Source organism: Mesorhizobium sp. LjRoot246 (assembly GCF_964254115.1).
Taxonomy (GTDB): domain Bacteria; phylum Pseudomonadota; class Alphaproteobacteria; order Rhizobiales; family Rhizobiaceae; genus Mesorhizobium.
This window is the reverse complement of the sequence record NZ_CAXUSN020000001.1, coordinates 531,952-553,858: the sequence shown is the minus strand read 5'-3', so window position 1 is coordinate 553,858 and position 21,907 is coordinate 531,952. Positions and strand designations below refer to the sequence as shown.

The 21,907-nt window shown below is 58.7% G+C and carries 17 protein-coding genes; 11 read left to right on the top strand and 6 right to left on the bottom strand.

The features are described 5' to 3' along the window. Positions 1 to 35 precede the first annotated feature (35 nt). Together ACSQ3L_RS02550 and speB are read right to left on the bottom strand one after the other, a co-directional pair. A complete protein-coding gene (locus ACSQ3L_RS02550; RefSeq protein WP_436158502.1) occupies positions 36 to 935 on the bottom strand; it encodes a LysR family transcriptional regulator in 900 nt (299 codons plus the stop codon). A 264-nt stretch (positions 936 to 1,199) separates the two neighbouring features. Next, positions 1,200 to 2,252 (bottom strand): agmatinase, encoded by a 1,053-nt coding sequence (gene speB, locus ACSQ3L_RS02545; protein WP_436158501.1) that lies wholly within the window; start codon positions 2,250 to 2,252, stop codon positions 1,200 to 1,202. 158 nt (positions 2,253 to 2,410) lie between these two features. On the opposite strand from speB, the gene ACSQ3L_RS02540 reads away from it, so the two are divergent. The 11 genes from ACSQ3L_RS02540 (at position 2,411) to ggt (ending at position 14,234) form a co-directional block, all read left to right on the top strand. Continuing rightward, positions 2,411 to 3,517, top strand: a complete 1,107-nt coding sequence (locus tag ACSQ3L_RS02540; protein WP_436158500.1) for an ABC transporter substrate-binding protein — start codon at positions 2,411 to 2,413, stop codon at positions 3,515 to 3,517. 73 nt (positions 3,518 to 3,590) lie between these two features. Next, positions 3,591 to 4,637, top strand: a complete 1,047-nt coding sequence (locus ACSQ3L_RS02535; RefSeq protein WP_436158499.1) for an ABC transporter ATP-binding protein — start codon at positions 3,591 to 3,593, stop codon at positions 4,635 to 4,637. After that, positions 4,634 to 5,488 carry an ABC transporter permease gene (locus ACSQ3L_RS02530; RefSeq protein ID WP_436158498.1) on the top strand — a complete coding sequence of 285 codons (855 nt, stop codon included), beginning with the start codon at positions 4,634 to 4,636 and terminating at the stop codon, positions 5,486 to 5,488. Before ACSQ3L_RS02535 ends, ACSQ3L_RS02530 begins: the two co-directional genes overlap by 4 nt. Beyond that, positions 5,485 to 6,279 carry an ABC transporter permease gene (locus ACSQ3L_RS02525; protein ID WP_436158497.1) on the top strand — a complete coding sequence of 265 codons (795 nt, stop codon included), beginning with the start codon at positions 5,485 to 5,487 and terminating at the stop codon, positions 6,277 to 6,279. The genes ACSQ3L_RS02530 and ACSQ3L_RS02525 overlap by 4 nt, the downstream gene beginning before the upstream one ends. A gap of 284 nt (positions 6,280 to 6,563) precedes the next feature. Further along, positions 6,564 to 8,258, top strand: coding sequence for an amidohydrolase (locus ACSQ3L_RS02520; RefSeq protein ID WP_436158496.1), 1,695 nt, complete (start codon positions 6,564 to 6,566; stop codon positions 8,256 to 8,258). Between the two features lie 178 nt (positions 8,259 to 8,436). Next, a complete protein-coding gene (locus ACSQ3L_RS02515; RefSeq protein ID WP_436158495.1) occupies positions 8,437 to 9,405 on the top strand; it encodes a LysR family transcriptional regulator in 969 nt (322 codons plus the stop codon). A 102-nt stretch (positions 9,406 to 9,507) separates the two neighbouring features. Continuing rightward, a complete protein-coding gene (locus ACSQ3L_RS02510) occupies positions 9,508 to 10,179 on the top strand; it encodes a GntR family transcriptional regulator (protein WP_436158494.1) in 672 nt (223 codons plus the stop codon). Positions 10,180 to 10,276: 97 nt separating this feature from the next. Then, entirely contained in the window at positions 10,277 to 11,128 is an 852-nt protein-coding gene (locus ACSQ3L_RS02505; RefSeq protein ID WP_436158493.1) for a transporter substrate-binding domain-containing protein, read from the top strand. A gap of 73 nt (positions 11,129 to 11,201) precedes the next feature. After that, positions 11,202 to 11,915 carry an ABC transporter permease gene (locus ACSQ3L_RS02500; RefSeq protein ID WP_436158492.1) on the top strand — a complete coding sequence of 238 codons (714 nt, stop codon included), beginning with the start codon at positions 11,202 to 11,204 and terminating at the stop codon, positions 11,913 to 11,915. Next, positions 11,912 to 12,604 (top strand): ABC transporter permease, encoded by a 693-nt coding sequence (locus ACSQ3L_RS02495; RefSeq protein WP_436158491.1) that lies wholly within the window; start codon positions 11,912 to 11,914, stop codon positions 12,602 to 12,604. Before ACSQ3L_RS02500 ends, ACSQ3L_RS02495 begins: the two co-directional genes overlap by 4 nt. Positions 12,605 to 12,641: 37 nt before the next feature. After that, positions 12,642 to 14,234, top strand: a complete 1,593-nt coding sequence (gene ggt / locus ACSQ3L_RS02490; protein WP_436158490.1) for a gamma-glutamyltransferase — start codon at positions 12,642 to 12,644, stop codon at positions 14,232 to 14,234. A gap of 300 nt (positions 14,235 to 14,534) precedes the next feature. Here the strand turns inward: ggt and ACSQ3L_RS02485 are convergent, their stop codons facing one another. The 4 genes from ACSQ3L_RS02485 to ACSQ3L_RS02470 all read right to left on the bottom strand — a co-directional run bounded on the left by ACSQ3L_RS02485 (position 14,535) and on the right by ACSQ3L_RS02470 (position 21,816). Then, positions 14,535 to 15,833, bottom strand: a complete 1,299-nt coding sequence (locus ACSQ3L_RS02485; RefSeq protein ID WP_436158489.1) for a tyrosine-type recombinase/integrase — start codon at positions 15,831 to 15,833, stop codon at positions 14,535 to 14,537. A 276-nt stretch (positions 15,834 to 16,109) separates the two neighbouring features. Continuing rightward, on the bottom strand, positions 16,110 to 18,416 hold the full coding sequence (gene hsdR, locus ACSQ3L_RS02480; RefSeq protein ID WP_436158488.1) for an EcoAI/FtnUII family type I restriction enzme subunit R: 2,307 nt from the start codon (positions 18,414 to 18,416) through the stop codon (positions 16,110 to 16,112). Next, complete coding sequence (locus tag ACSQ3L_RS02475) at positions 18,413 to 20,278, bottom strand: restriction endonuclease subunit S (protein WP_436158487.1); 1,866 nt, start codon at positions 20,276 to 20,278, stop codon at positions 18,413 to 18,415. Before ACSQ3L_RS02475 ends, hsdR begins: the two co-directional genes overlap by 4 nt. A gap of 80 nt (positions 20,279 to 20,358) precedes the next feature. Then, positions 20,359 to 21,816, bottom strand: coding sequence for an N-6 DNA methylase (locus ACSQ3L_RS02470; RefSeq protein ID WP_436158486.1), 1,458 nt, complete (start codon positions 21,814 to 21,816; stop codon positions 20,359 to 20,361). Between the last annotated feature and the right edge of the window lie 91 nt (positions 21,817 to 21,907).

Sequence of the window (21,907 nt, the reverse complement as noted above, 5' to 3'; positions counted from 1 at the left end):
CAAGAATATCATTCAGGGAACCGATACATTGATCTTTACAAATGTTTCCGGTGTGCCTTGGTAATCGCATCGCGGACATAGGCAACGTTTGCCGCCTGTTCGCCTGTGCGCGTGGCGATCTCAATGTCGGCGAAATAGGCCTCATCGGCTATGGCAAGTCGGCGCAGACGCCCCTGCTGTTCGAACAAGCCTGCAAAGTGTATCGGCAGGACTCCCAAGTAGGCGCCTGACAGAACCATCAAAAGCTGCGCCTCAATATCAAACGCCACGCGGTTGGCGGCCAGGTTGTCGAAACGCTGGCGCCGCATACCATACCAGTAACCTCTGTGAACCCACGGGTAGCCGTGGCATTCCGCGCTGGCAATCGCCTCTTCCTTCCGGCGAAACAACGGATGCGCCGACCCGCAAAAGACAGCATGTTCTTCCCGGTAGATTATCTCGTATCTCAGGCTTGCAACTTTGATGTCGGAACCGCCTATTCCGATATCTATCTCGTTTTCAGCTACCGCCTTCGTTATATCGTTGGGCCGCATTATTGTGAGATTTAGCTCGATTTCCGGTGCGGTTTCGGAAAGTTCGGCAATTGCGTCAGACAGCCGAAAATTTGAATCGGTCGCCATGCAGTCGACAATACCGACGCTGACCTTTCCCGCCAGGGCGCTTCTGAGGCACGAAAGCCGGACAGAGTTGGCGTCCAGCGTCTCGGTGATTTCTGTCCCTATCTCGTAAACCCGGCGCCCCTCTTCGGTGAGCGAAAAACCGCGACGCCCCCGTTCGCATAATTTCACGCCAAGCCGTCGCTCAAGCGCGGTCAAATGGTTGGAGATCGTTGGCTGGCTGAGCGACAGCTCCATTTGTGCTGCAGATATGCCGCCATTGCGAACCACGCTTTCAAAGACACGAAACAAGTGGAGATCAGAACCGGATATCTTCATGAATGCAAATTGCACCAAATGCGCTGGACGGCAAATTCGTGGCGATGTTCGCGTGTAGCTAAATCTGGGCGCAAGCCCGCGGAGAACTGGGTCGAGCCAGCTTGTCTGTCGGTTCGCCTGCCGGAAACGCTACGCCGCCAATGCCCACGATGTAACCGCCGGTCAATGACGAGCCCAGCCTTTTTGGAAGCAGATGAATCCCACCAGATTCACGGCATATAGCCGAATGGGGCAGCTCCGATGGGCGAGAGGGCGCGATGAGCTTTACACGCTGTAGTTTTGATCGCTCTTGACCATCAGGCAAAGGATCGTGTGCAGCACCTGCGCGGCGATTTGTGCAGTATTGGTGGTGGAATCGTACTGTGGCGCGACCTCGACCACGTCCCCCCCGACGATATTGAGGCCATGCAGGCCGCGCAGGATTTGAAGTACTTCGCGAGGCTGAAGGCCACCGACCTCCGGTGTTCCTGTGCCGGGCGCAAAACCCGGATCCACGCTGTCAATGTCGAAGGAGATGTAGGTTGGACCATGACCGACGATTTCACGCGCTTTCTCGATCAGACGCGGCAATCCGACCTCGCTGACTTCTTCCGCATGCACCACTGTCATGCCGCTTTCATAGGAGAACTCCCATAGGTATTCGGCGGGTCCGCGAATGCCGATCTGAATCGTACGGCGCGGGTCGAGGACACCGTCGAGAACGGCCAGCCGCAAGGGACCTCCGTGTTGAAACTTGGTTCCTTCGTAAGGACCTGCCGTGTCGCAATGGGCATCGATGTGAATCATGCCCACAGGCTCGTTGGCACCGATCGCTTTCAGGATCGACGAGGTGATGGAGTGGTCGCCGCCAACACTGAGCGGGCGCACGCCGGCGCTAACGAGGCGGCGATAGAAAGCCTCGATGTCGGCATGGCATCGGGCAAGATCGTAGCGGCTCTGCATCGGCACATCGCCGATGTCGGCCACCCTGGCCTTGCTCATGGGAGAAATCCGAAGGACATGGTCATAGGGACCGACCCGCTCTACACCGCGCAGCGCACGCGGCCCGAAGCGGCTGCCGTTCCGATTGGTGACGCCCAAGTCCATCGGCACTCCGACCAGGGCGATATCCAGTCCACCGAAATCGTCGGAATTTGCCGCCTCCGGCATGCAGGGCGCATCCAGTAGTGTCGGAATACCTGCAAACGGCCATTTGCGCTTATCGCCACCGGTGAATTGAGCCAGTGCGACCTCCTGGAAATGCGGATCGAATATATCGCCCCCCGAGGCGTTGCCGTACTTCGCACGAAGGGCCTGGAGGTGCGCTTGGTCGGTCATGGGTGAAACACTCCTGATGAAATAGCTCGACTTTAATGAGCGGAGATCAGTGTTTAGTTCGGGTTTTTCCGTAGTGATCGGGGCCATATCCCGATTTACTTCCGGGATGCGGTCGTTGACCCTCCGTTTTCAATGGATGCCAAAAAAAGGGGAGCACCATGTTTAACCGCAGCATCGTCAACAGGCCCATCCGGCGCCGTCAGCTCCTGACGGGCCTTTCCGCTCTGGGGCTGGCCCCCATGATCGGCGGGTTTCCAAACATAGCCCGCTCGCAAGAGAAGAAGTTGCGCATTGGCTTGTATGGCGGATATTTCAAGGACACATTCGATGCCGAGATTTTTCCGGACTTCACCGCCGCCACCGGCATCGAGGTCGAGAGTGTGGGCGAGCCGACAGGTGAGGTCTGGCTGATCCAGCTAGAGCAGGCGGCCAAGGCCGGCAAGTCGCCGGTCGACATCTCGATGATGGCGGGCGTTCCCGTGATCCGAGGTGCGAATTCTGGACTCTGGGCGCCGCTTGACCCGAAGAAGATCCCCAACATTAAATACATCAAGCCGGAACTGGTGCGCCAAAATGGCGACGGTGAGATCGTCGCGATCGGCGCCACGAGCTGGTATGTCACGCTGGTTTCCAACACCGATGTCTACCCCGAAGCCCCGACTTCTTGGAAGGACATCTGGGATCCAAAGTATAAGGACAGCCTCGGTCTTCTCGCCAATGTCGGCAACTCATATCTCCTGGAAGTCACGGCCAAGGTCTATTTCGGCGGCATCAAGCACCTTGACACCGACGACGGCATCCGTGAGGCGGCAGCCAAGGTCAGCGAGCTGAAGCCGAATGTGCGCCTCTGGTATCGGGACGAGGCGCAGTTCGAGCAGGCGCTGAAGTCCGGCGAAATCCCCATGGGCCAGTATTTCCACGACGTCACGAGATTGGCGGTGCGGGACGGCTTCCCCGTTCGGTCCACCATGCCCATCGAAGGCGGCATCTACGACTACGGCACCTGGGCGGTCACCAAGGCTGCGGCCTCTTCGCTCGATCTCGCCCATGTCTACATGGACTACATGTCGCAGCCCTCGACCCAGGCAAAGCTCGCCCGCAAGCTCGGCAGCGCACCGGTCGTAGAGCGGTCAACGATGGATCTAACGGACGAGGAATTCGATTCTGTCTCCTCCGACATCAATCCGGTGACGCCGCATTATGAAATGCAGGCGCTAAAGACTGACTTCATCAATCAGGTCTGGGCCGAGATGCTGCAGGGCTGATCCGCCTTTGCATCAGAGGAACACGATCGCGACGAGGTGCTGCGCACCGCTCGCTTTGCCGGGAGCTAAGCACATGTCTGGATTGGCGATCCACAAGATCAACAAGGCCTATGGTCCAGTCAACGCCCTGAGCAACATCTCACTCAACGTGGAAAACGGAAAATTCCTCTGTCTCTTAGGTCCGTCCGGCTGCGGCAAGTCCACCCTCCTGCGGATTATCGCCGGGCTGGAAAGCGCCTCCGACGGCAGGATCGTTCTCGATGGGAGCGACATTACCAAAGTCCCGGCCCATCTGAGGGATTTTGGTATGGTGTTCCAGTCACTCGCGCTATTTCCTCATCTCTCCGTGGGCGAAAACGTCGCCTATGCCCTGCGCATCCGTGGCGCGTCGAAGGACATCCAGAAGGCGGAAGTCGAGCGGCTTCTCAAGCTCGTCCATCTACCGGGCGTTGCCGACCGGGCCATTACCCAGCTTTCGGGCGGTCAGCGCCAGCGCATCGCCATGGCGCGAGCGCTGGCGTTGAAACCAAAGCTCTTTCTTCTCGACGAGCCAATGTCGGCGCTGGATGCCAAGTTGCGCGAGGCCATGCAGGTCGAACTAAAACGTCTACAGCAGGAGCTTGGCATTACGACTTTTCTAGTCACCCACGACCAGAGAGAGGCCATGACGACTGCAGACCTCGTGGTCGTAATGTCGGGCGGCGTCATCCAGCAGGTAGCGCCGCCGCTGGAGATCTATCGTAAGCCGGCGAATGCCTTCGTTGCGGATTTCATCGGCGCTGCAAATCTGATCGAGGGCAAGGTCGTCGCCAATGGACGCGTCAGCGTTCCCGGCGGAGAGGTCGCGATTATGGATGCCCCATCATCGGGCACCCTCACCTTCTCGGTTCGTCCCGAAGATCTCGAGCTCCGCGAGGAGGCGAGCGACAGTAGCATGTCTGGGCGCATCGCCTTCACCCGTCATCTGGGGGCAGCAATCGAGGTGAATGTCGCTGTCCAGGGCATGTCCAAGGATCTGATCGTGGCACTCCCGCCGCGAAAGGAGAGCAAGCTGGCCGTCGGGCAGGCGGTGCATATTCATGTTCCTGGCGCCGCCTGCGTCGTCCTGAGGGGAGCATGAGCGTCGCCAAACCTCAGTCCATGGCAGAATACCTTCCGCTTGCCGTTCCCGCAGCGCTCCTGACCCTGTTTTTCGTCGTGCCCTTTGGCTCGATGATCCTGGTTTCTTTCCATAAGAATGCCGGTGGAGGCCTCACCGAGGCCATGTTTACCCTGGAAAACTATCAGCGCCTGATCAGCCCGTTCTTTGCCGGGCTGCTCATAGTATCCTTCGGTCTGGCGCTGGCCGTTGCGGCAATCTCAATCCTGATCGCCTTTCCGTTTTCCTATCTGCTGGTCAATGCGCCGCGTTCGACGCAGGTGTTCTGGCTGATCTTCCTGTTATCGGTGCTGTCGCTGTCGGAATCGATCATCGGCTTTGCCTGGTCAACGCTTCTGTCCCGGACAGCCGGCATCAGCAACCTGCTCGTATTTATAGGGCTCCTCGACAAACCGACCTCCTATGCACCTGGGCTGGGGGCGCTTGTGTCAGGCGTCGTCTACACGGCGTTCCCGTATGCGGTTCTCGTGCTCTACCCGATTCTGTCGCGGGTGGACCCGCACATCGAAGAGGCCGCCCGGACGCTTGGCACCTCGCCGCTTCGCACATTCTTCATTGTCGTCCTACCCATGCAGCGAAACACGATCATTACGACCTTCCTGATGATCATGGTCTTTACGCTCGGCACGTATCTGATGCCTCAGATCCTGGGTCGACCCCAACACTGGACACTCTCCGTGGTCATCAGCGACCAGGCATTGGTGCAATCGAACATGCATTTCGCCGCCGCCCTCGCAGTGTTCCTAGTCACCGTAACCTTGCTCATTGTCGGCACAGTCATCCTGTTTGGCCGCAAGGAGAGCGCCCGATGAGGCAAGCTCTGGTTCGACGCATTTTCTTCAGCGTGCTGGCCGTGGTCATGGCGGCGCCGCTGCTCATCGTCCTGGGCGTCTCCGTTAATTCGAAGAAGTCGCTCACCTTCCCGCCGCAGGGTTTCAACATGGGTTGGTATCTGGATTTGTTCCGGATGCCGGATTGGTCGGGAGCCTTGCTCAACAGCACGATTATTGCGCTGTTTTCGGCAAGCTTTGCAGTGACAATCGCCTTTCCGCTTGCCTGGTTCAATTGGCGCTACCGGCTCGGATGGGTCAAGGCCATCCTGGCGATCGGCCTGCTGCCCTTCCTCCTGCCGCCGGTAATTACTGCAATGGGCTTCCTGACTTTCTGGACGCAGACCGGCCTGTACGGGCAATACTGGACCGTTGTCGTCAGCCACGGCATCTTCCTCGTTTCCCTGCCGCTCGTGTCTTTGGTGCTCGGCTTCGGCTCGCTCGACGACAGCCTGTCGGAGGCAGCCGCGACGATGGGCGCGGATAATCGCACCATCCTCCGGACAGTAGTCCTGCCGCTGGTCCTCCCCTATGTGATTTCCGGATTTGCCTTCGCGTTTGTCGTGTCGCTGAATGAATACCTTGTGGCCTACATGACCGTTGGACCCGTTCTCGAAACGCTGCCGATGAAGATCTTCAACTCGCTGCGCTATGGCTACACGCCGGTCATGGCCTCGGCATCGATCTTCTTCGTTATCGTCACCGTTGTCACCTTCTCGCTGGTCGCCCGACTCGGTAACCTCCCGAAACTGCTCGGAGCACACACAAAATGACTGCAATTCGCAGGGCATTGGCCAACGCGACACGCCATCCTATCGCGCCGTCAAACATGTCACGGGCGCAGCCTGACGCGCAGCCCGAAAGCATCCTCTTGGGCCGGGTCGCCATCACCCCGGTCGAAGGAGGCGCCACGATTTTTGAGCCGGCGACACCCCCATCATGCAAAAGGGATTCAACGGCCGCTTCGCGGTGATCGGGACCCGCCGCAAAAACTACTTCACCGTTGAGCAACAGGCACGGCGCCAGAGAACAGAGGCGCCTGAAAGAGGGACCACGCATGGCCGTTTCAGCAGACATGATCATTACCAATGGCCGGGTAATTTCGATGAATCCGGATCAGCCGCATGCGGAAGCGGTTGCAATTGCCGGCGGTCGCATTCTGGCCGTCGGCAGCAATAGCGAGATTGCTTCCTATCGCACGACCGGGACTCGGATCATCGACGCAGATGGCGGAACAGTGACGCCCGGCATCAACGAAAGCCACATTCATTTATTCGGCGGCTCGGCGGAGCTCGACCAACTGTCCCTCTTTAGCGTCAAGGGCTACGGCGCGATGAAGGCGGCCGTCCTGGCTTATGCAGCATCGAGGCCCACCGAGCCGCTCTTGATGGCCAATGGCTGTGACTACACCATTCTTGGGGACGGCCGCAGCGTCGACCGGCACGTTCTGGACTCCATCCTAGCCGATCGGCCGCTCGCCGTGATGTCGCCTGACCACCATACTGTCTGGGCCAATACGATCGCGCTAACCAAGGCGGGACTTCTGGAAGGCCGCCGCCTCCCCTCCGGCAACGAGATCGTGATGTGCGGGGACGGCCTGGCCAATGGCGAGTTGCGCGAACACTATGCTTTTGATGACGTGATCGCACTTAGCGCCAACGCTGGGCGCGATATGCTGGGCTTGAGCACCGGTGACGAACCGAAACTCGTGCCTTCTGCTGCTGACAGGGCCTATGATCGGGGGCTGCTGAAGCGCGGTCTTCAACATCTGGCAGCCCACGGCATCACCAGCTTCCAGAACATGGATGGCAACCGCTATCAGCTTGAATTGCTGTCCGAGATTCAGGCGGAGGGCGCCCTGATCTGCCGCGGCCGCGTACCTCTGCACTATGTGAGCGGTGACATCGTCGAACAGATGGAAAAAGCTGTACAGATGCGCGCTGAGTTCAGCGGAGAGTGGCTGAATTCCGACACCGTAAAGGTGTTCATGGATGGCGTGCTCGATTCCCACACGGCAGTCATGTACGACGATTACGATGATCGCCCCGGCTGGAAGGGCGAGCCGCGCTTCGACCAGACAACCTTCGATCGCATCTGCATCGAAGCGGATAAGCGTGGCTTGCAGATCGCAGTCCACGCAATCGGCGACGGCGCGGTGTCGAGCGTCATTGACGGGTTTGCTGCCGCGCGGCGCGCCAATGGTGCGCGCGACAGCCGCCACCGGATCGAGCACATCGAAGTGGTGCGCGATGGCGACATTGGCCGAATGGCGGAGATGAAAATCGTCGCATCCATGCAGCCCACAGTTCCACCCGGCCAGATGGGCTTGCCACTCGAGCCGACGCTCTCGCGCATCGGAGCCAAAAACTGGGCGCGCGCTTACGCCTGGCGCGCCATCCGCGACGCTGGCATCGATCTCATCTTCTCGACCGACTGGCCGGTGTCTCCCGTCTCCCCGATCCTGTCGATGCATTCGGCGATGACACGCATGCCTTGGAGAGACGACCTTCCCGACAATCGACAGGCGCTTATGGAAGTGCTTGACGCCTATACGGTGCGGGGAGCCTATGCAGAGTTTGCGGAGACCTGGAAAGGTCAAGTGCAGCCGGGCTTTGCTGCCGACATCGTCGTATGGGACAATGATCTTGCAAACCTTGATCCGGAAGCAATCTTAAGCGTGGCACCGCTTTACACGATCTGCGCAGGCCAGGTGACTTATTCAGCTAAGGGCCACGCTCTCTTCGATTGCTGATAGGCCAATTGGTTTGGGGCGCGGTTTCATGAACGTGTGACCTTTGGTGCAATAGTGGCTCCAGTTGCTGAAACTGGGCCTCCTTGCATCAAACGTCGCGACCTTACCCGTCGTGGAGTCTTGAAAATCCACCGGTCGCTGGGGTGCGAGAGGCGTTCTGGAGAGGCGGGAGGGAAAAATGCGCAACTCGGACAGCAATAACCGCAATGCGATCTCCGTCGACAATGCTGACATCCGTCTCATCCGCATTTTCATCCGGGTCGTGGAAGCGGGTGGGCTTTCGGCAGCGCAGGCGGATCTAAACCTTTCGCTCTCGACCATCTCGGAGAAGATATCCGCACTGGAGCAGCGGCTGGGGGTCACCCTGTGCAAGCGCGGACGCGCCGGCTTTCAGCTGACGGAAAGTGGCCGTCTTGTTTTCGATGAATGCCAGCGGCTGTTCGGCTCTCTGGATCAATTCAGCCGCAAGGTCGCAGGCTTGCGCTCCAATCTTGGCGGAAGCCTCTCCATTGGCCTCCTCGACAACATCATTACAGACCCCAACTCGCCTGTAGCAGCAACCTTTTTCAAGCTGGCCGAGGTTGCCCCGGCGCTGCATCTTCTCATCGAGACCAAGTCGCCGGGAGAGTTGCTGCGGGATGTGGTTGCCCAAAAGCTCGATCTTGTCATCGGAAGTTTCCCGCGCATGGCGCTTGGGCTTGCCTATATCGACCTTTACGAGGAAACCCAGAACTTCTATTGCGGCGCAGGACATCCGCTATTTTCCCTTGCAGACGAAAGCATCGACATTGATCGGGTGCGCATGCACCGGATCATCGCACGCAGCTATTGGGCGGCTCGCGACATAAAGATTTTTGCGATCTCAGCCCCGCACGCCACGGTGTCGAATATGGAGGCCGAGGCCTTCCTGATCTTGTCCGGATGCTATCTGGGTTACCTCCCGGATCACTATGCGGAGCAGTTCGTGCAAGCCGGACGCATCAGACCGATCCGCCCGGACATCTTTTCGTATAAAGCCAAGTTTCAGATCGCCACGACGGAGGATTGGAAGAAACGTCCGACCGTCAGAGCGTTTGTGGAGATCATGTCAACGCTCACTACCGATGAGAGGGCAGGTCGCAAACGGATCGGCGCTAGCGCACCGTAAGTAGATGCTTACGGCATCTTTCTGACCGCAGTCGCCCGTCGAGGTGTTGACCTTGGGTCCAGACAGTGATTGGATACGTGGATACAAAATTTTTGGTGGCACATGCCCGCAGCCTTTTCCGCAGAGCCACGAACATCCGCCACCGCAGAGGAGGAGGCATACCGCCATATACAGCGGGCGCTTCGTCTCGGTCGCTACAAGCCGGGCGAGCGGCTCATCCCCGAGGACATAGCCGCCGAGATCGGCATGAGCCGGATGCCGGTGCGGGAAGCATTTCGCCGCCTGGCCTCCGAGGGGCTCGTTGTCCTGCGCCCCAATCGCGGATGTGTAGTCGCGGGCCTCACGGTTGACGAGCTCTATGAGATTTTCGAGATGCGTTCCGTTCTCGAAGGCCTCGCCGTTAGACTGGCGATGCCACGTATCGACGAGGAGGAGCTCGACGAACTCGAGCGCCTGCTCGATCGCATGGAGCGCGCGGGCAAGAGCGGCAGCAGCGACTGGGTGGTCCGGCATCAGGAGTTTCACGGCCGCATCTGTGCGCTCAGCCAAAGGCCGAAACTCATCCATCAGATCTCGGCACTGCACGCGGTGATCGAACCTTACATGCGCATCTGGTTCGATGACGTCGATAAGCCGCTTTCCGCACGAGAAGAGCATGCGGCGGTGATCGCGGCGTTGCGCTCGGGCGATGCCGGTCATGCGGAGCAGGTGATGCAGGATCATATTCTCGGCACGGCACCGATGCTTGCCGAGTTCGTGACTCCGAGCCGGTGACGAACGCCAGCCGGACGGAAATAGCCTCGAACCGGCAATGAGACCGGTTGCCGGCCGCGGGAACAGCTAGATCAGCCTACGAAAAAGGGGAAAGCACATGAAAATTCGACATTGGGCCGCAATCGCGGCTGCATTCGGCATGCTTGGCTTCGCCGAGACCACGCTCGCGCAGGAAGCTCCGAAGGCTATAACAATCGCTACCGAGGGTGCCTACGCTCCCTGGAATTTTACCAATGCAGACGGCAAGCTCGACGGTTTGGAGATCGACCTCGCCAACGATCTTTGCGCACGGATGAAAATCAAATGCACCATCATCGCTCAGGACTGGGACGGTCTTATTCCATCGCTTAAGGTCGGCAAGTTCGATGTGATCATGGCCGGCATGTTCATCACGCCGAAACGCCTCGAGACCATCGACTTCACGCAGCCTTATGCGATCGATCCGGGCGGGTTCGCAGTCGCCAAGGATAGCGACCTCGGTAAACTCGGCGTTTCAGCTGAGAAATTCAAACTGGACGATGAGACTGCTTCCAAGGCCGCGATCGACAAGTTGAAGCCGCTGCTGAAGGGCAAGGTGGTCGGCGTCCAGGCGGCGACGGCCATGCTCGAATTTCTGAAGAAATATTTCGGCGACACGGTGGAAATTCGCGAATACAAGACGACCGAGCAGCATGATCTCGATTTGGCGGCGGGCCGCATCGATGCAATATTCGCTCAGAAGACAGCACTTGCCGCGACGCTCGCAAAACCGGAATTCTCCGGCTTCACGGTTGCAGGTCCGGGATTTGTCGGCGGCCTGTTCGGCGCCGGAACTGGTGCGGGGCTGCGCAAGGAAGACACCAAGCTCAAGGAGATGCTGAACGACGCGATCAGCGCCGCGATCGCCGATGGCACCATCAAACGCATCTCGGAAAAATGGGTGAAAACGGACGTGACGCCGGTCAAGTAGGCACGGACGGACCTGTCCGGCCGGATTGGTCTTAATCGACCGGCCGGACGCCGTGCTGAAAGATTCGGTTCACATGATGGATACATTGCATATCCTTTCCCTGGGCAAGGGCGGCTGGGGCGGCGCCTTGTTGCTGGCAGCGGGCGTGACGTTTGCGCTTTCCGTCCTCGGCTTCCTGCTAGGCGCCGTCTTCGGCGCAGTGGCAGCAGGAGGCCGGCTCTCGACGAGAGCTCTCCCGTCATGGCTCGCCATGGGCTACGGCACGGTGTTTCGGGGCGTACCCGATCTGCTGACGATCTATCTGCTGTACTACGGCGGAAGCATCGCCCTGACGCAGCTCGGCAAATTCTTCGGCGGCGCCGGCTTCGTCGGACTGCCGGCATTTGCGACGGGCGTCCTGGCGATCGGCATCATTTCGGGCGCCTATCAGGCGGAGGTCTATCGCGGGGCGTATCTCGCCGTCGATCTCGGCCAGTTTGAGGCCTGCAAGGCGCTCGGCCTGCCCCGCTTCCAATCCCTGCGCCTCGTCATCGTGCCGCAACTGATGCGGCACGCCCTGCCGGGCCTCGGCAATGTTTGGCAGCTCGTGCTCAAGGATTCAGCTTTGATCTCCGTGATCGGCTTGGTGGAGTTGATGCGGCAAGCTCAGGTCGGCGCCGGATCGATGCGGGAGCCCTTCGTCTTTTATATGGCGGCCGCGACGCTTTACTTCCTCATCGCTGTCGTGACCGGTTCGGTCTTCCGCTACGGCGAGGCTCGGGCGTGGCGAGGCATGGTCCACGCATGATCGACTTCGCCTTCTTTGTGGAGATCATTCCCACCATTCTCTCAGGCTTGCCATTGACGTTGCAACTGGCGGGCTCCTCGATCGCAATCGGCTTTGTCTTGGCCCTGCTGCTCGCACTGGCCCAACAGGGAAACCACCGGATACTGGTCTGGCCCATACGCTCCTTCGTTGCGGTCTTTCGCGGCACGCCATTGCTCGTCCAGATCTTCCTCATCTATTACGGCCTCGGCCAGTTCCGTCCCTCGCTTCAGGCGGTCGGACTCTGGTGGATGTTCCGCGAGCCCTACTGGTGCGCCATCATCGCGCTCAGCCTCAATACCGCAGCCTATGGCAGCGAGATCCTACGGGGGGCGATCCAAGGTGTTCCGCGTGGCCTCACCGAGGCAGCCTCCGCGCTTGGCGTGTCACGGCTCCTGACATTGCGCCTCGTCGTCCTGCCTTTGGCGCTGCGCCAGGCTATCCCGAGCTACAGCAACGAGATCATCCTCATGATAAAGGGTACGTCGCTTGCATCGATCATCACGCTCATGGAGGTGACGGGCATCGCGCAGGGGCTCATTTCGCAGACCTATCGCGCCGTAGAGGTCTTCGTGGCCGCTGGCGCGATCTATCTCACGATCAATTTCACAATCATCTCGGCACTGAATGCGCTGGAAACCTGGCTCACACCATATCGGGCGCGAGCCTGACAGGTGCCTCTCCGTCATCACCAAGAGAAATAACGAAATGCGCAATTTTGAGAAGCCCACACGATCCGTTGCTGTCTCGCGCCATGCGATGGCGGCGACCTCGCATCCTTCCGCCACCCTCACGGCGCTGCAGATTCTGGAGGCGGGCGGTAATGCGATGGATGCCAGCATAGCCGCCTGCGCGGTACAGTGCGTCGTGGAACCTGGTTCGACCGGTATCGGCGGCGACTGCTTTGTACTCTACGCGCCCGACGGGTCCGACAAGGTCGTCGCGTATAACGGGTCCGGCCGCACGCCGTCGGCCCTCACTGCCGACTGGTTCAACGAGCGGGGTTTGACGGACGTGCCACGCCAGTCGCCAGCATCAGTAACAATCCCAGGGGCGATTGACGCGTGGACACGCCTCCACGCCGATCACGGAGATCTCCCCTTTGCCGAAGTGCTTGCGCCAGCGATCCGGTTTGCCAAGGAGGGTTACGCCATCACTCCCCGTGTTTATCGTGACTGGTCCCTTGAACAAAAGCTCCTCGCCAGCGACGTGACGGCCGCGCGGATCTTCCTACCCGGTGGAAGGACCCCAAGGATCGGAGAGGTCCACCGCCAGCCGGAGCTGGCGCTGACGCTAAAACGCATTGCTGAAGAGGGACGCGACGCGTTCTACAAGGGACCGGTCGCCGATGACATGGTGTCCTACCTAGCTTCGCTGGGCGGCCTCCACACGCTGGAAGACTTCGCGAATGCGCGCGGCGAGTATGTGACCCCGGTGACCACTGATTTTCGCGGCTACACGATCCACGAATGTCCCCCGAACGGCCAGGGTATCATTGCGCTCCTGATCCTCAACATCCTGAGCCGCTTCGAGGCAAAGGGGAACCCGCAGTCGGCTGACCGGCTGCATGCCGAGATAGAAGCAACGCGCCTTGCCTATGCCGCCCGGGACGCGTGGATCGCTGATCCAGGAAAGGCGGACGTCCCGGTTGACCATCTGCTGTCCGACGAGCTGGCCGACAGGCTTGCGGGAATGATCGACCTGAGAAAGGCGCTGACCGACCTGCCACCCTTCGAAATGCCCCTTCATCGCGACACGGTCTATATCTCAGTCGTTGACCGAAATCGGAATGCGGTAAGCTTCATCAACTCCATCTTCGATAGTTTCGGCACCGGCCTCGTCTCTCCTCGCTCGGGTGTCATCCTGCATAATCGCGGCCAGAGCTTCACGCTCAAGCCAGGTCATCCCAATCAGATCGGGCCATCGAAACGGCCGCTTCACACGATCATCCCCGGCATGGTGACGCGCAACGGCAGGGTGGAAATGCCGTTCGGCGTGATGGGCGGCTACTATCAGGCGCTCGGCCATGCCCATCTGATATCCAAGGTCCTCGATTACGGAATGGATCTCCAGGAGGCGATCGATCTGCCGCGCCTGATGCCGACATCCCACGGAACGACAGTGGAGGCAGAGCACACGATTGACGGCTCGACCAAGGCAGAGCTCGAACGGCGAGGTTTCACCTTTACTCCGGCGGAAGACCCTATCGGCGGCGCTCAAGCGATCCGCATCGACTGGGAGAACGGCACTCTGATCGGCGCGTCGGAGCCGAGGAAAGATGGGATCGCTCTGGGAATCTAGGACCCGGGCACAATCTGAGCACTCTGCGTCTGCAGATGAAGAACGAGACGCTCGTTGAATAGCAAACCGGGCGGTGAACTCCGGTTTCGTCAGCTTTCGGGCGAAGCCAGAGCTTGCTTCGTGACCGGGATGAGGCGCAAAGCCGAAGGCAGCCGTCGGGCGATTACAAAACGCGCCAGAAACAGGACAGTCGCCAAGTCCTTGCCACTCTGGCATCGCGGCCAGACGTCGTCGAGTTGCTGCAATTCGGCGGCGCGGGTTGTTGTCCACCTTGTGGCCAAGGATGATAAGGCGCCCTTTTCAGGCGGCAGAGCGGCTTGCTTCGAGCGCTGCAGGGCTTGTCTGCCCCAGGAAGTGTGCAAGCGCTGACTTCCTGGAAGCTCGATCGAGCGCATAGGCGGTGTGGCTGAAGGCCACGCCATCCAGCAGGCCCTGAATGTAGCCAGCGATGCTATCAGCCGCCATGATGAGCGCGGTGTCCACGGTGTGGATGTACCGGCTCGTCACCGTCCCTCGTGAATGACCGACCAAGGCGGCGATCGTCGCCTCGGTGAACCCAAGGTCATTGGCGATGCTGGCGAAGCTGTGTCGCAGAACATGCGGTGTGATGCCGGCCAGGTCGCCCTTCTCGAGCAGCTTCGTCCAGTGCCTGGGGAAGCTCCCAAATGCCGTGTCATCCTCCCAGCCGGGAAAGACATAGTCTTCGGCACCCTGTTCCTCGTCGCGGCGACCCTCGAGGTATTCCAGGACCGGCAGACCTATCGGACGCACTGACGCCCCCTCCTTGCTATCGGTCAGGCGCAGGCAACTGCCCTCAACATCGATTTCGCCGCAACACAGACCGATGACCTCGCTGCGTCGGCATCCGGTCAGGGCGATCACGCGGATCATTTCCGCGGTTGTCTCGTATTTCCCGTCCTCGACCGCCTTCCGCAAAATATCGCCGAGCGTGCAATACTCCTGCTCGCTGAGACGGCAGGCGTTCACCCTGTCCTTCGGTTTGCGGACGCCATGCACGGGGTTCTGCTCGATGATGCCGAGTTCGACCGCATAGGTGAGAATGCCGCCGAAGAGACCTATGGTTCGGGCTGCCGTGCCGGCTCCACCGCGCACGATCGCTCGTCCGCGCAGTTTATCCGTTTTGACGTTCGCGCGGGTCTTGCCCGCCATGATGTCCTTCATGGCCTGGGTGATGTCGGACTTTGCCAAATCCCGCACGCGTCGACTGCCGAGCAGCGGAACGATGTGGCGCTCGACGCGACCGACATCGGTGGAGATTGTCGTGGGCTTCTTTGGCCGTCCCCTTTTCCCAAGCACGAGCCCATTCCTGAGATCTTCGAGGTAACGGGTACAGAGTTCCTTGACCGTGATCGCCTCACGATCGAGCTTGCGCTCTTCGGCGGGGTTGCCGCCCCTTGCGACCTGACCCAGCAGGACTTTCGCCTCGCGCCTCGCTTCCTCGGGCGTCCAAACTCCGTGCAGTCCGATCGTGTAGCGACGCGAGCGACCGGCAGTGCGATACTGCACAACATAGCTGCGCTTGCCCGAAGCAAAGACGCGCAGCCCAAAGCCGGGCAGTTCCTCATCCCATATGAGCATCGACAATGCGCTTTGTCAGTCTGGCCATGGGTTGCCCTTCCTGCACCGCCCCCTGCTTCCGCGGAAGCACCACGAAAGCAGGCGGGAGAAAATCTCGACCTGTCATAGCCTATAAAATTCGGCGCTGGTGTCAAAATAAATGCGTGGAATCAAATGGATAGAGAGCTACGGCGTGCAAAGAGAAACGCGACGGATAGTTCGAAAAAACTCCTCCGAAGGCAGAGGTCACAGGTTCGAATCCTGTCGGGTGCGCCAAGTTCCGCAATCCCGCAATGCCTATGAAAACAACGCCTTCTGCGCGCCTAGAAACGCATCATTGATTTGTCCGGCCGAACCGAGTTGCGCGATGGCATCGTTCACGCTGCGGTACTTAAGCGTCAACAGCGGCGCTAGTTTTTCACGGTCCAACTCGCCGATACCGTCACGAACGTATTGCCCCATGACAAAGTCAAGAAATGCCGCCAGCTTGGTGTCCTGACCGTTAATGACAATCGAGCGACGTTCATTCACCCGTTCTTCGCGGCTGATCGGCGGTACGGCGAACGCGATGTAGGCAAGAACATCGAAGACATCGCTTTTTTCGGCGGCAATCATCCGGCCTATCTCGGCCAATTGCTCGTGGCCAAAGCCAGCCTCACGGAGCGCCTCAAGTAGGCTTTTGCGCGTTTCTGGCTCGCTCCACAGCGCCCGCAGTTCGGCCTCGTCTTTGAAATAGCGTGGCAGTTCGCCGAACAGCTTCTCGATCATCTGGTTCGCAGACAGCGGCTTGCCGTCAGGCCCCCAGTAACTGGTCGCCATCATCGACTGGATGGCGCGCTCTTTGCCATCGGCGAGCTTGATACGGATTGTTTTCGGTCGCTCAGCAGTCAGTGGGGGTTCATACAATACGCCATCCTCGTCCCAGCCTTCCGGCTTCTCCTGCTTGTGCGGCTGCACAACCGGCTCCAGCGGCTCGCCGTCCCATTCCGGATCGTTGAAGTGTTCATAAGCCTTCACGAAATCGTAGATGGTGAAATAGTCCTTGCCGTCGAACAGTCGCGTCCCACGCCCGATGATTTGCTTGAACTCGATCATCGTGCCGACCGGCCGCATCAGCACGATGTTGCGCACATTCCGAGCATCGATGCCGGTCGACAGTTTTTGCGATGTGGTCAAGATCGTGGGGATGGTCCTTTCGTTGTCCTGAAAGGTCTCGAGAAATTCCTCGCCACGCGCGCCGTCGTCTGCCGTCACCCGCACGCAGTAGTTGGGATCTTTTGATGTCTTCACCTGGTTGATCAGGTCGCGCACCAGCGCAGCGTGGCCTTGGGTGGCACAGAAAACTAGCGTCTTCTCGCGCTGGTCGATGTCCTTCATGAAAAGCCCGACGCGGTAGCGCTCCCGCTCCTCAATTTCGATCGTCCTATTGAACTGCGCTTCGGTGTACCGCCGGCCTTCGACGATCTCGCCGTCAATCAGCCGGTCGTCCGGAGTGTACACATAGTCGTCCAACGTTGTGGCTATCTGCTTCACCTTGAATGGCGTCAGGAAGCCGTCATTGATGCCGTCCTTCAGCGAATAGCTGTAAACCGGCTCGCCAAAATAGGCGTAGGTGTCGACATTGTCCTTGCGCTTCGGAGTTGCTGTGAGGCCGAGCTGCACCGCCGGCGCAAAATATTCCAGAATACCGCGCCAACTGCTTTCGTCGTTGGCGCCGCCGCGATGGCATTCGTCTATGATGATGAAATCGAAGAAGTCCGGCGGGTAGTCGCCGAAATAGGGGGCATCTTCTCCATCGGGCGTCTTGCCGCTCATGAAGGTCTGGAAGATCGTGAAGAAGATCGAGGCATTCTTTGGAACTCGGCCCTTCTTGCGGATTTCGTCCGGCTTGATGCGCCCCAGCGCATCCTCGGGAAAGGACGAGAAGGAATTGTATGCCTGGTTGGCCAGCGTGTTGCGATCGGCCAGAAACAGGACGCGCGGCCGTCGGTTCGGCTCTCGTGACAGGTTCCAGCGGCTCTGGAACAGCGCCCACGCAATCTGGAAGGCGATCGCCGTCTTGCCGGTGCCGGTCGCCAGTGTGAGAAGGATGCGCTGTCCGCCAGCCGCGACCGCCTCCAGTACGTTTTCGATGGCGTTGTGCTGATAGTAGCGCGTATCCCATTTGCCGCTGGTCTCGAACGGAACCGCGGCGAAGCGGTCGCGCCAATCGTTCGGGGTGGCAAACACCTCTGCCCACATCTCGTCAGGTGTCGGCCAACGATCAACATAGCCTTCGCGGCCGGTCTCCATATCAATACGATAAATGCGCCGACCGTTGGTTGAGTAGGAAAAGCGCGCCTGCAGCTTTTGCGCATAGGCCTTGGCCTGCGTGACGCCTTCCGTTTCGCCTCGGCCCTCCGCCTTGGCCTCGATCACCGCCAGCTTATGGTTACGGAAGGTGAGCACATAATCGGCGATTTCCTGCTTGCCGCGACGCCCTGCTCCCTCTAAGCGCCCAAGACAGATCGTCTCGCGTCGCACTCGGCTGTCGGCGACCGCGCCCCAGCCAGCCGCTCGCAAAGCCGGGTCGATTAGTTCGGCGCGGGTCTCCGCTTCGTTCATAGAAGAAGCTGGCCTTGCGCGGGTGGTGGCACGTAGCCTCCTTTTCCGGTGGGCTTGAAGCCGGACTGCCTGACCTCCTTCAGACAGTCAACGAACTCTGCACGGGGGATATCAAGCTTCTTGAAGTGCCAGTCCTCCCGAGCTGCGTGTACAATCTCCTCATCGGTGGGCGTCTTGCCTTCGAGCAGAAGGTTGTTCCACGCCGCGTACGTCGTTGCAAACACCTCCGCCTTGCGCCAGTTCATGGGCACAAAGAGATCGATGACTTCTTCAATTCTCTTCCGAACATCGGATTCGATATCCTTGGCCTGAGCCAAAAGGTCATTAAATCTTTCGAGCGGGTCAAATTGGTAGTTTCCCGTCTCATGCTTGGAAATCTTGAAATAGCGGTTGGCTTCCGCCCATGCTTCTGCAGCAAGCATGTGCGGAAAATCGTTAGGCCCCGCAGCGTCCCGTACTGGTTGCCTGCCCAGCGGATAGTCAGCCTCTGCCTCGACGAGATGAAGGATCTTTTGCTGCTTCGTGTGCGGGTAGCTCTTCTCCCGCCGACGAAATTTGTGACGGACATAAGCAAGCGCCAGCACGACGGCAGTATCGCGTTTGGGATCAGTCGGACTCCTCGCAGGAAACGGGATGGCAGCTGCCGCAGCTCTGTTTGCCAGCTCGCCGGATAGGGCTTTGCAGAGGATAGATTGTTTCAGCGAGGTTAACTGCATCAGCTTAACGCGATAATTGTCTGCAAGTTGAGCAGCAGAATTGGAGGTTTCCTCCATAGCTTGAGCCAACACTCTCTGCGCGAAGATGTTGGTAGGATACGCAATCGGAACTCGCTTTAGCAGGCTAGCCTTGATCCCCACAACTGTCGCTCCCGTACCCCTTTTGAAGATCTCTTCTTGAACCGGCCGCGACATTAACGCGTATTTCAGGAAGGTTCGATCGAGAATGTGTTCATCAGGCTGCATTGTAATCAATCGTTGGCCGATAACTACCTTTTCGACCGTGTCAAGCTGAGCAACATTTCCTAGGGGCGCTTCAGTCGTAAATAAAACATCACCTTTTCTTGGTTTTCCGCGCGTCATCCACCCATCATAAACACTTGCGTCAATGAATTCTTCAGGACCTCGTTGAATTCGATTCATTTTCACGTTTTTCGCGGTGATTAGCCGAATTCCTTTTTCTCGCTTGGGAGGCGTTTTCCCACGGTAATCTATAAATCGAACTAATTTACCGAGCTCAGATGTTTTCCAATCTTTGCCCATGTTCGTGAATATAAAAGCAAGATAACTGTCGACGAGGTCACGCGCATTCTTGAGATTTTTCTTCACATTGGTAGTCGCCGTTGCCAACCCGGCAAAGGCCTCGTCCAGAATGGCGACGATGCGTTGTTGTTCGGGAAGTGCGGGCAGGCATATATGGAAAGCTTTGAGCTCAGGATAGTAAATTGTCTGGTGGATTGCGCCAGTCGCGAAGCGGAGCAAGCTCTGTTCTTCGCCGAGCAAGAGATAAAGAAGGAAGCGCGGATCAAGCTGATCTGAGCAGATCCAGTTTACGAAATCCTGGCTGGTGGCCATTGGGCGGCCCATGGTAACTACGTAACCGACTGAAGCGGTACGAGAAAGGCAAACTGTCCCTTTGGGTAAAATCCGCGCAGACGAGTTCTGAATCCCAAGTTCTGTGGTGTTTTGGAGTGTCTTCTGAATCGTCCCTCCGTGATGAGCTTTCGCGTCGCGAATTCCGATCCATGGCACGTCACCATCCCAATATTCAGGATGGCTTTTGCTAGGAGTATGCCCCGACTCCATACGAGCAACGTCCGTGAGTGCTACCCACCGCCAGCCCGGCGGTGCAGATGTACGCGGCATTCCTACTGATAGCGCAAACTGGCCGAAGACGTGCCGGGTGGTGGCATCCCTTCCACCGGTTCGTGTTTCCGAACGCCTAATCAAAGCATCGCCTCGATACGCTTAAGGATCGCTGCCGTCTCCACGTCCAGCGTTGCCATCTCGGTGATGATCTCCTTGGGGTCACGAAGTTCGGCTTCATCAGCCTTTTTCGGGTTCTTGACCGACAGGTCATAGGTCATCGCGTCGATGCTTTCGGCCTCGACCGACCAAGAATTGTCGCTGTCTTCAAACGTCGCCTTCTTGGCGACAAAATCCGCCAGATCGGCGTCATTCAGCGGACTGGTCTTGCCAAAATTCCGGCCGGGTTCGCATTTGTAGAACCACACCTTTCGCGTCGGTGAGCCCTTCTCGAAGAATAGCACCACGGTCTTGACGCCAGCGCCCTGAAACGTACCCCCAGGCATGTCCAGCACTGCATGCAGATTGCAGTCTTCCAGCAATTGCTTGCGCAGCGCGACGCTGGCGTTGTCCGTGTTCGACAGGAATGTGTTCTTGATGACGATGGCGGCCCGGCCTCCGCCTTTCAGCATCTTGATGAAATGCTGCAGGAACAGGAACGCCGTCTCACCAGTCTTGATCGGAAAGTTCTGCTGGATCTCTGGTCGCTCCTTTCCCCCAAACGGAGGATTAGCCAGCACTACGTCGTAACGATCCTTATCCTGGATATCCCGGATGTTCTCGCCCAGCGTATTTGTATGTTCAATGTTCGGTGCCTCGATGCCGTGCAGGATCATGTTCATGATGCCGATGACATAGGCAAGACTCTTCTTCTCCTTGCCGAAGAAGGAACGCGTCTGCAGGATTTCAAGGTCGCGCGTCGACAGTCTGTCGCGCTCACGCGTCATGTAGTCAAAGGCCTCGCACAGGAAGCCGGCCGAGCCAACCGCTCCGTCATAGACGCGCTCGCCGACCTTCGGAGCGATGACCTCGATCATGGCGCGGATCAGTGGGCGCGGCGTGTAATACTCGCCGCCATTGCGACCGGCGTTGCCCATACGCTTGATCTTGTCTTCGTAAAGCTGCGACAGTTCATGGCGCTGCGCCTGGCTGCCGAATTTCAGCTGGTCGATTAGTTCCAGCGCGTCGCGCAGCGAATAGCCTGAGCGGAACTTGTTTTCGATTTCACCAAAGATCTCGCCGATTTTGTATTCGATCGTGTCCGGCCCTTCTGCCCTAAAGCGAAAGCCCTTGAGGTAAGGAAACAACTCGCGATTGACGTAAGTGATCATATCGTCACCGGTCAGCGCCCGGTCGTGGTCGAAGCTGCCGTCCGCTTTCTTTGGCGCCGCCCATTTCTCCCAGCGGTGTTCGGCATCGATGATTTGCCGATGTGGTTTCCCCGAAAGCGCCGCCTCGTCCGCACGCGTCCTTTCCAGATCGTCCAGGTACTTCAGGAACAGCATCCACGAAGTCTGCTCGGTGTAGTCCAACTCGCTCTGGCAGCCGGCCTCCTTCCACAACACGTCGTCGATAGCTTTGAATGTCTGTTGATACAAAAGCGCGCTCCTCGGTTGCGCCGCAAACTAGCTGGGCGAACGCCTCCTGCCAACGGGCTACGCGATGCTAAGCTTCTGCGGGGGAATGATC

What these genes read in the sequence shown, in the direction of transcription:
- ACSQ3L_RS02515 (WP_436158495.1), top strand. Translation starts at nt 8,437, where the DNA reads ATGCGCAACTCGGACAGCAATAACCGCAATGCGATCTCCGTCGACAAT.
- speB (WP_436158501.1), bottom strand. Translation starts at nt 2,252, where the DNA reads ATGACCGACCAAGCGCACCTCCAGGCCCTTCGTGCGAAGTACGGCAAC.
- ACSQ3L_RS02500 (WP_436158492.1), top strand. Translation starts at nt 11,202, where the DNA reads ATGATGGATACATTGCATATCCTTTCCCTGGGCAAGGGCGGCTGGGGC.
- ACSQ3L_RS02535 (WP_436158499.1), top strand. Translation starts at nt 3,591, where the DNA reads ATGTCTGGATTGGCGATCCACAAGATCAACAAGGCCTATGGTCCAGTC.
- ACSQ3L_RS02485 (WP_436158489.1), bottom strand. Translation starts at nt 15,833, where the DNA reads ATGCTCATATGGGATGAGGAACTGCCCGGCTTTGGGCTGCGCGTCTTT.
- ACSQ3L_RS02520 (WP_436158496.1), top strand. Translation starts at nt 6,564, where the DNA reads ATGGCCGTTTCAGCAGACATGATCATTACCAATGGCCGGGTAATTTCG.
- ACSQ3L_RS02475 (WP_436158487.1), bottom strand. Translation starts at nt 20,278, where the DNA reads ATGCCGCGTACATCTGCACCGCCGGGCTGGCGGTGGGTAGCACTCACG.
- ACSQ3L_RS02495 (WP_436158491.1), top strand. Translation starts at nt 11,912, where the DNA reads ATGATCGACTTCGCCTTCTTTGTGGAGATCATTCCCACCATTCTCTCA.
- ACSQ3L_RS02540 (WP_436158500.1), top strand. Translation starts at nt 2,411, where the DNA reads ATGTTTAACCGCAGCATCGTCAACAGGCCCATCCGGCGCCGTCAGCTC.
- hsdR (WP_436158488.1), bottom strand. Translation starts at nt 18,416, where the DNA reads ATGAACGAAGCGGAGACCCGCGCCGAACTAATCGACCCGGCTTTGCGA.
- ggt (WP_436158490.1), top strand. Translation starts at nt 12,642, where the DNA reads ATGCGCAATTTTGAGAAGCCCACACGATCCGTTGCTGTCTCGCGCCAT.
- ACSQ3L_RS02510 (WP_436158494.1), top strand. Translation starts at nt 9,508, where the DNA reads ATGCCCGCAGCCTTTTCCGCAGAGCCACGAACATCCGCCACCGCAGAG.
- ACSQ3L_RS02530 (WP_436158498.1), top strand. Translation starts at nt 4,634, where the DNA reads ATGAGCGTCGCCAAACCTCAGTCCATGGCAGAATACCTTCCGCTTGCC.
- ACSQ3L_RS02525 (WP_436158497.1), top strand. Translation starts at nt 5,485, where the DNA reads ATGAGGCAAGCTCTGGTTCGACGCATTTTCTTCAGCGTGCTGGCCGTG.
- ACSQ3L_RS02505 (WP_436158493.1), top strand. Translation starts at nt 10,277, where the DNA reads ATGAAAATTCGACATTGGGCCGCAATCGCGGCTGCATTCGGCATGCTT.
- ACSQ3L_RS02550 (WP_436158502.1), bottom strand. Translation starts at nt 935, where the DNA reads ATGAAGATATCCGGTTCTGATCTCCACTTGTTTCGTGTCTTTGAAAGC.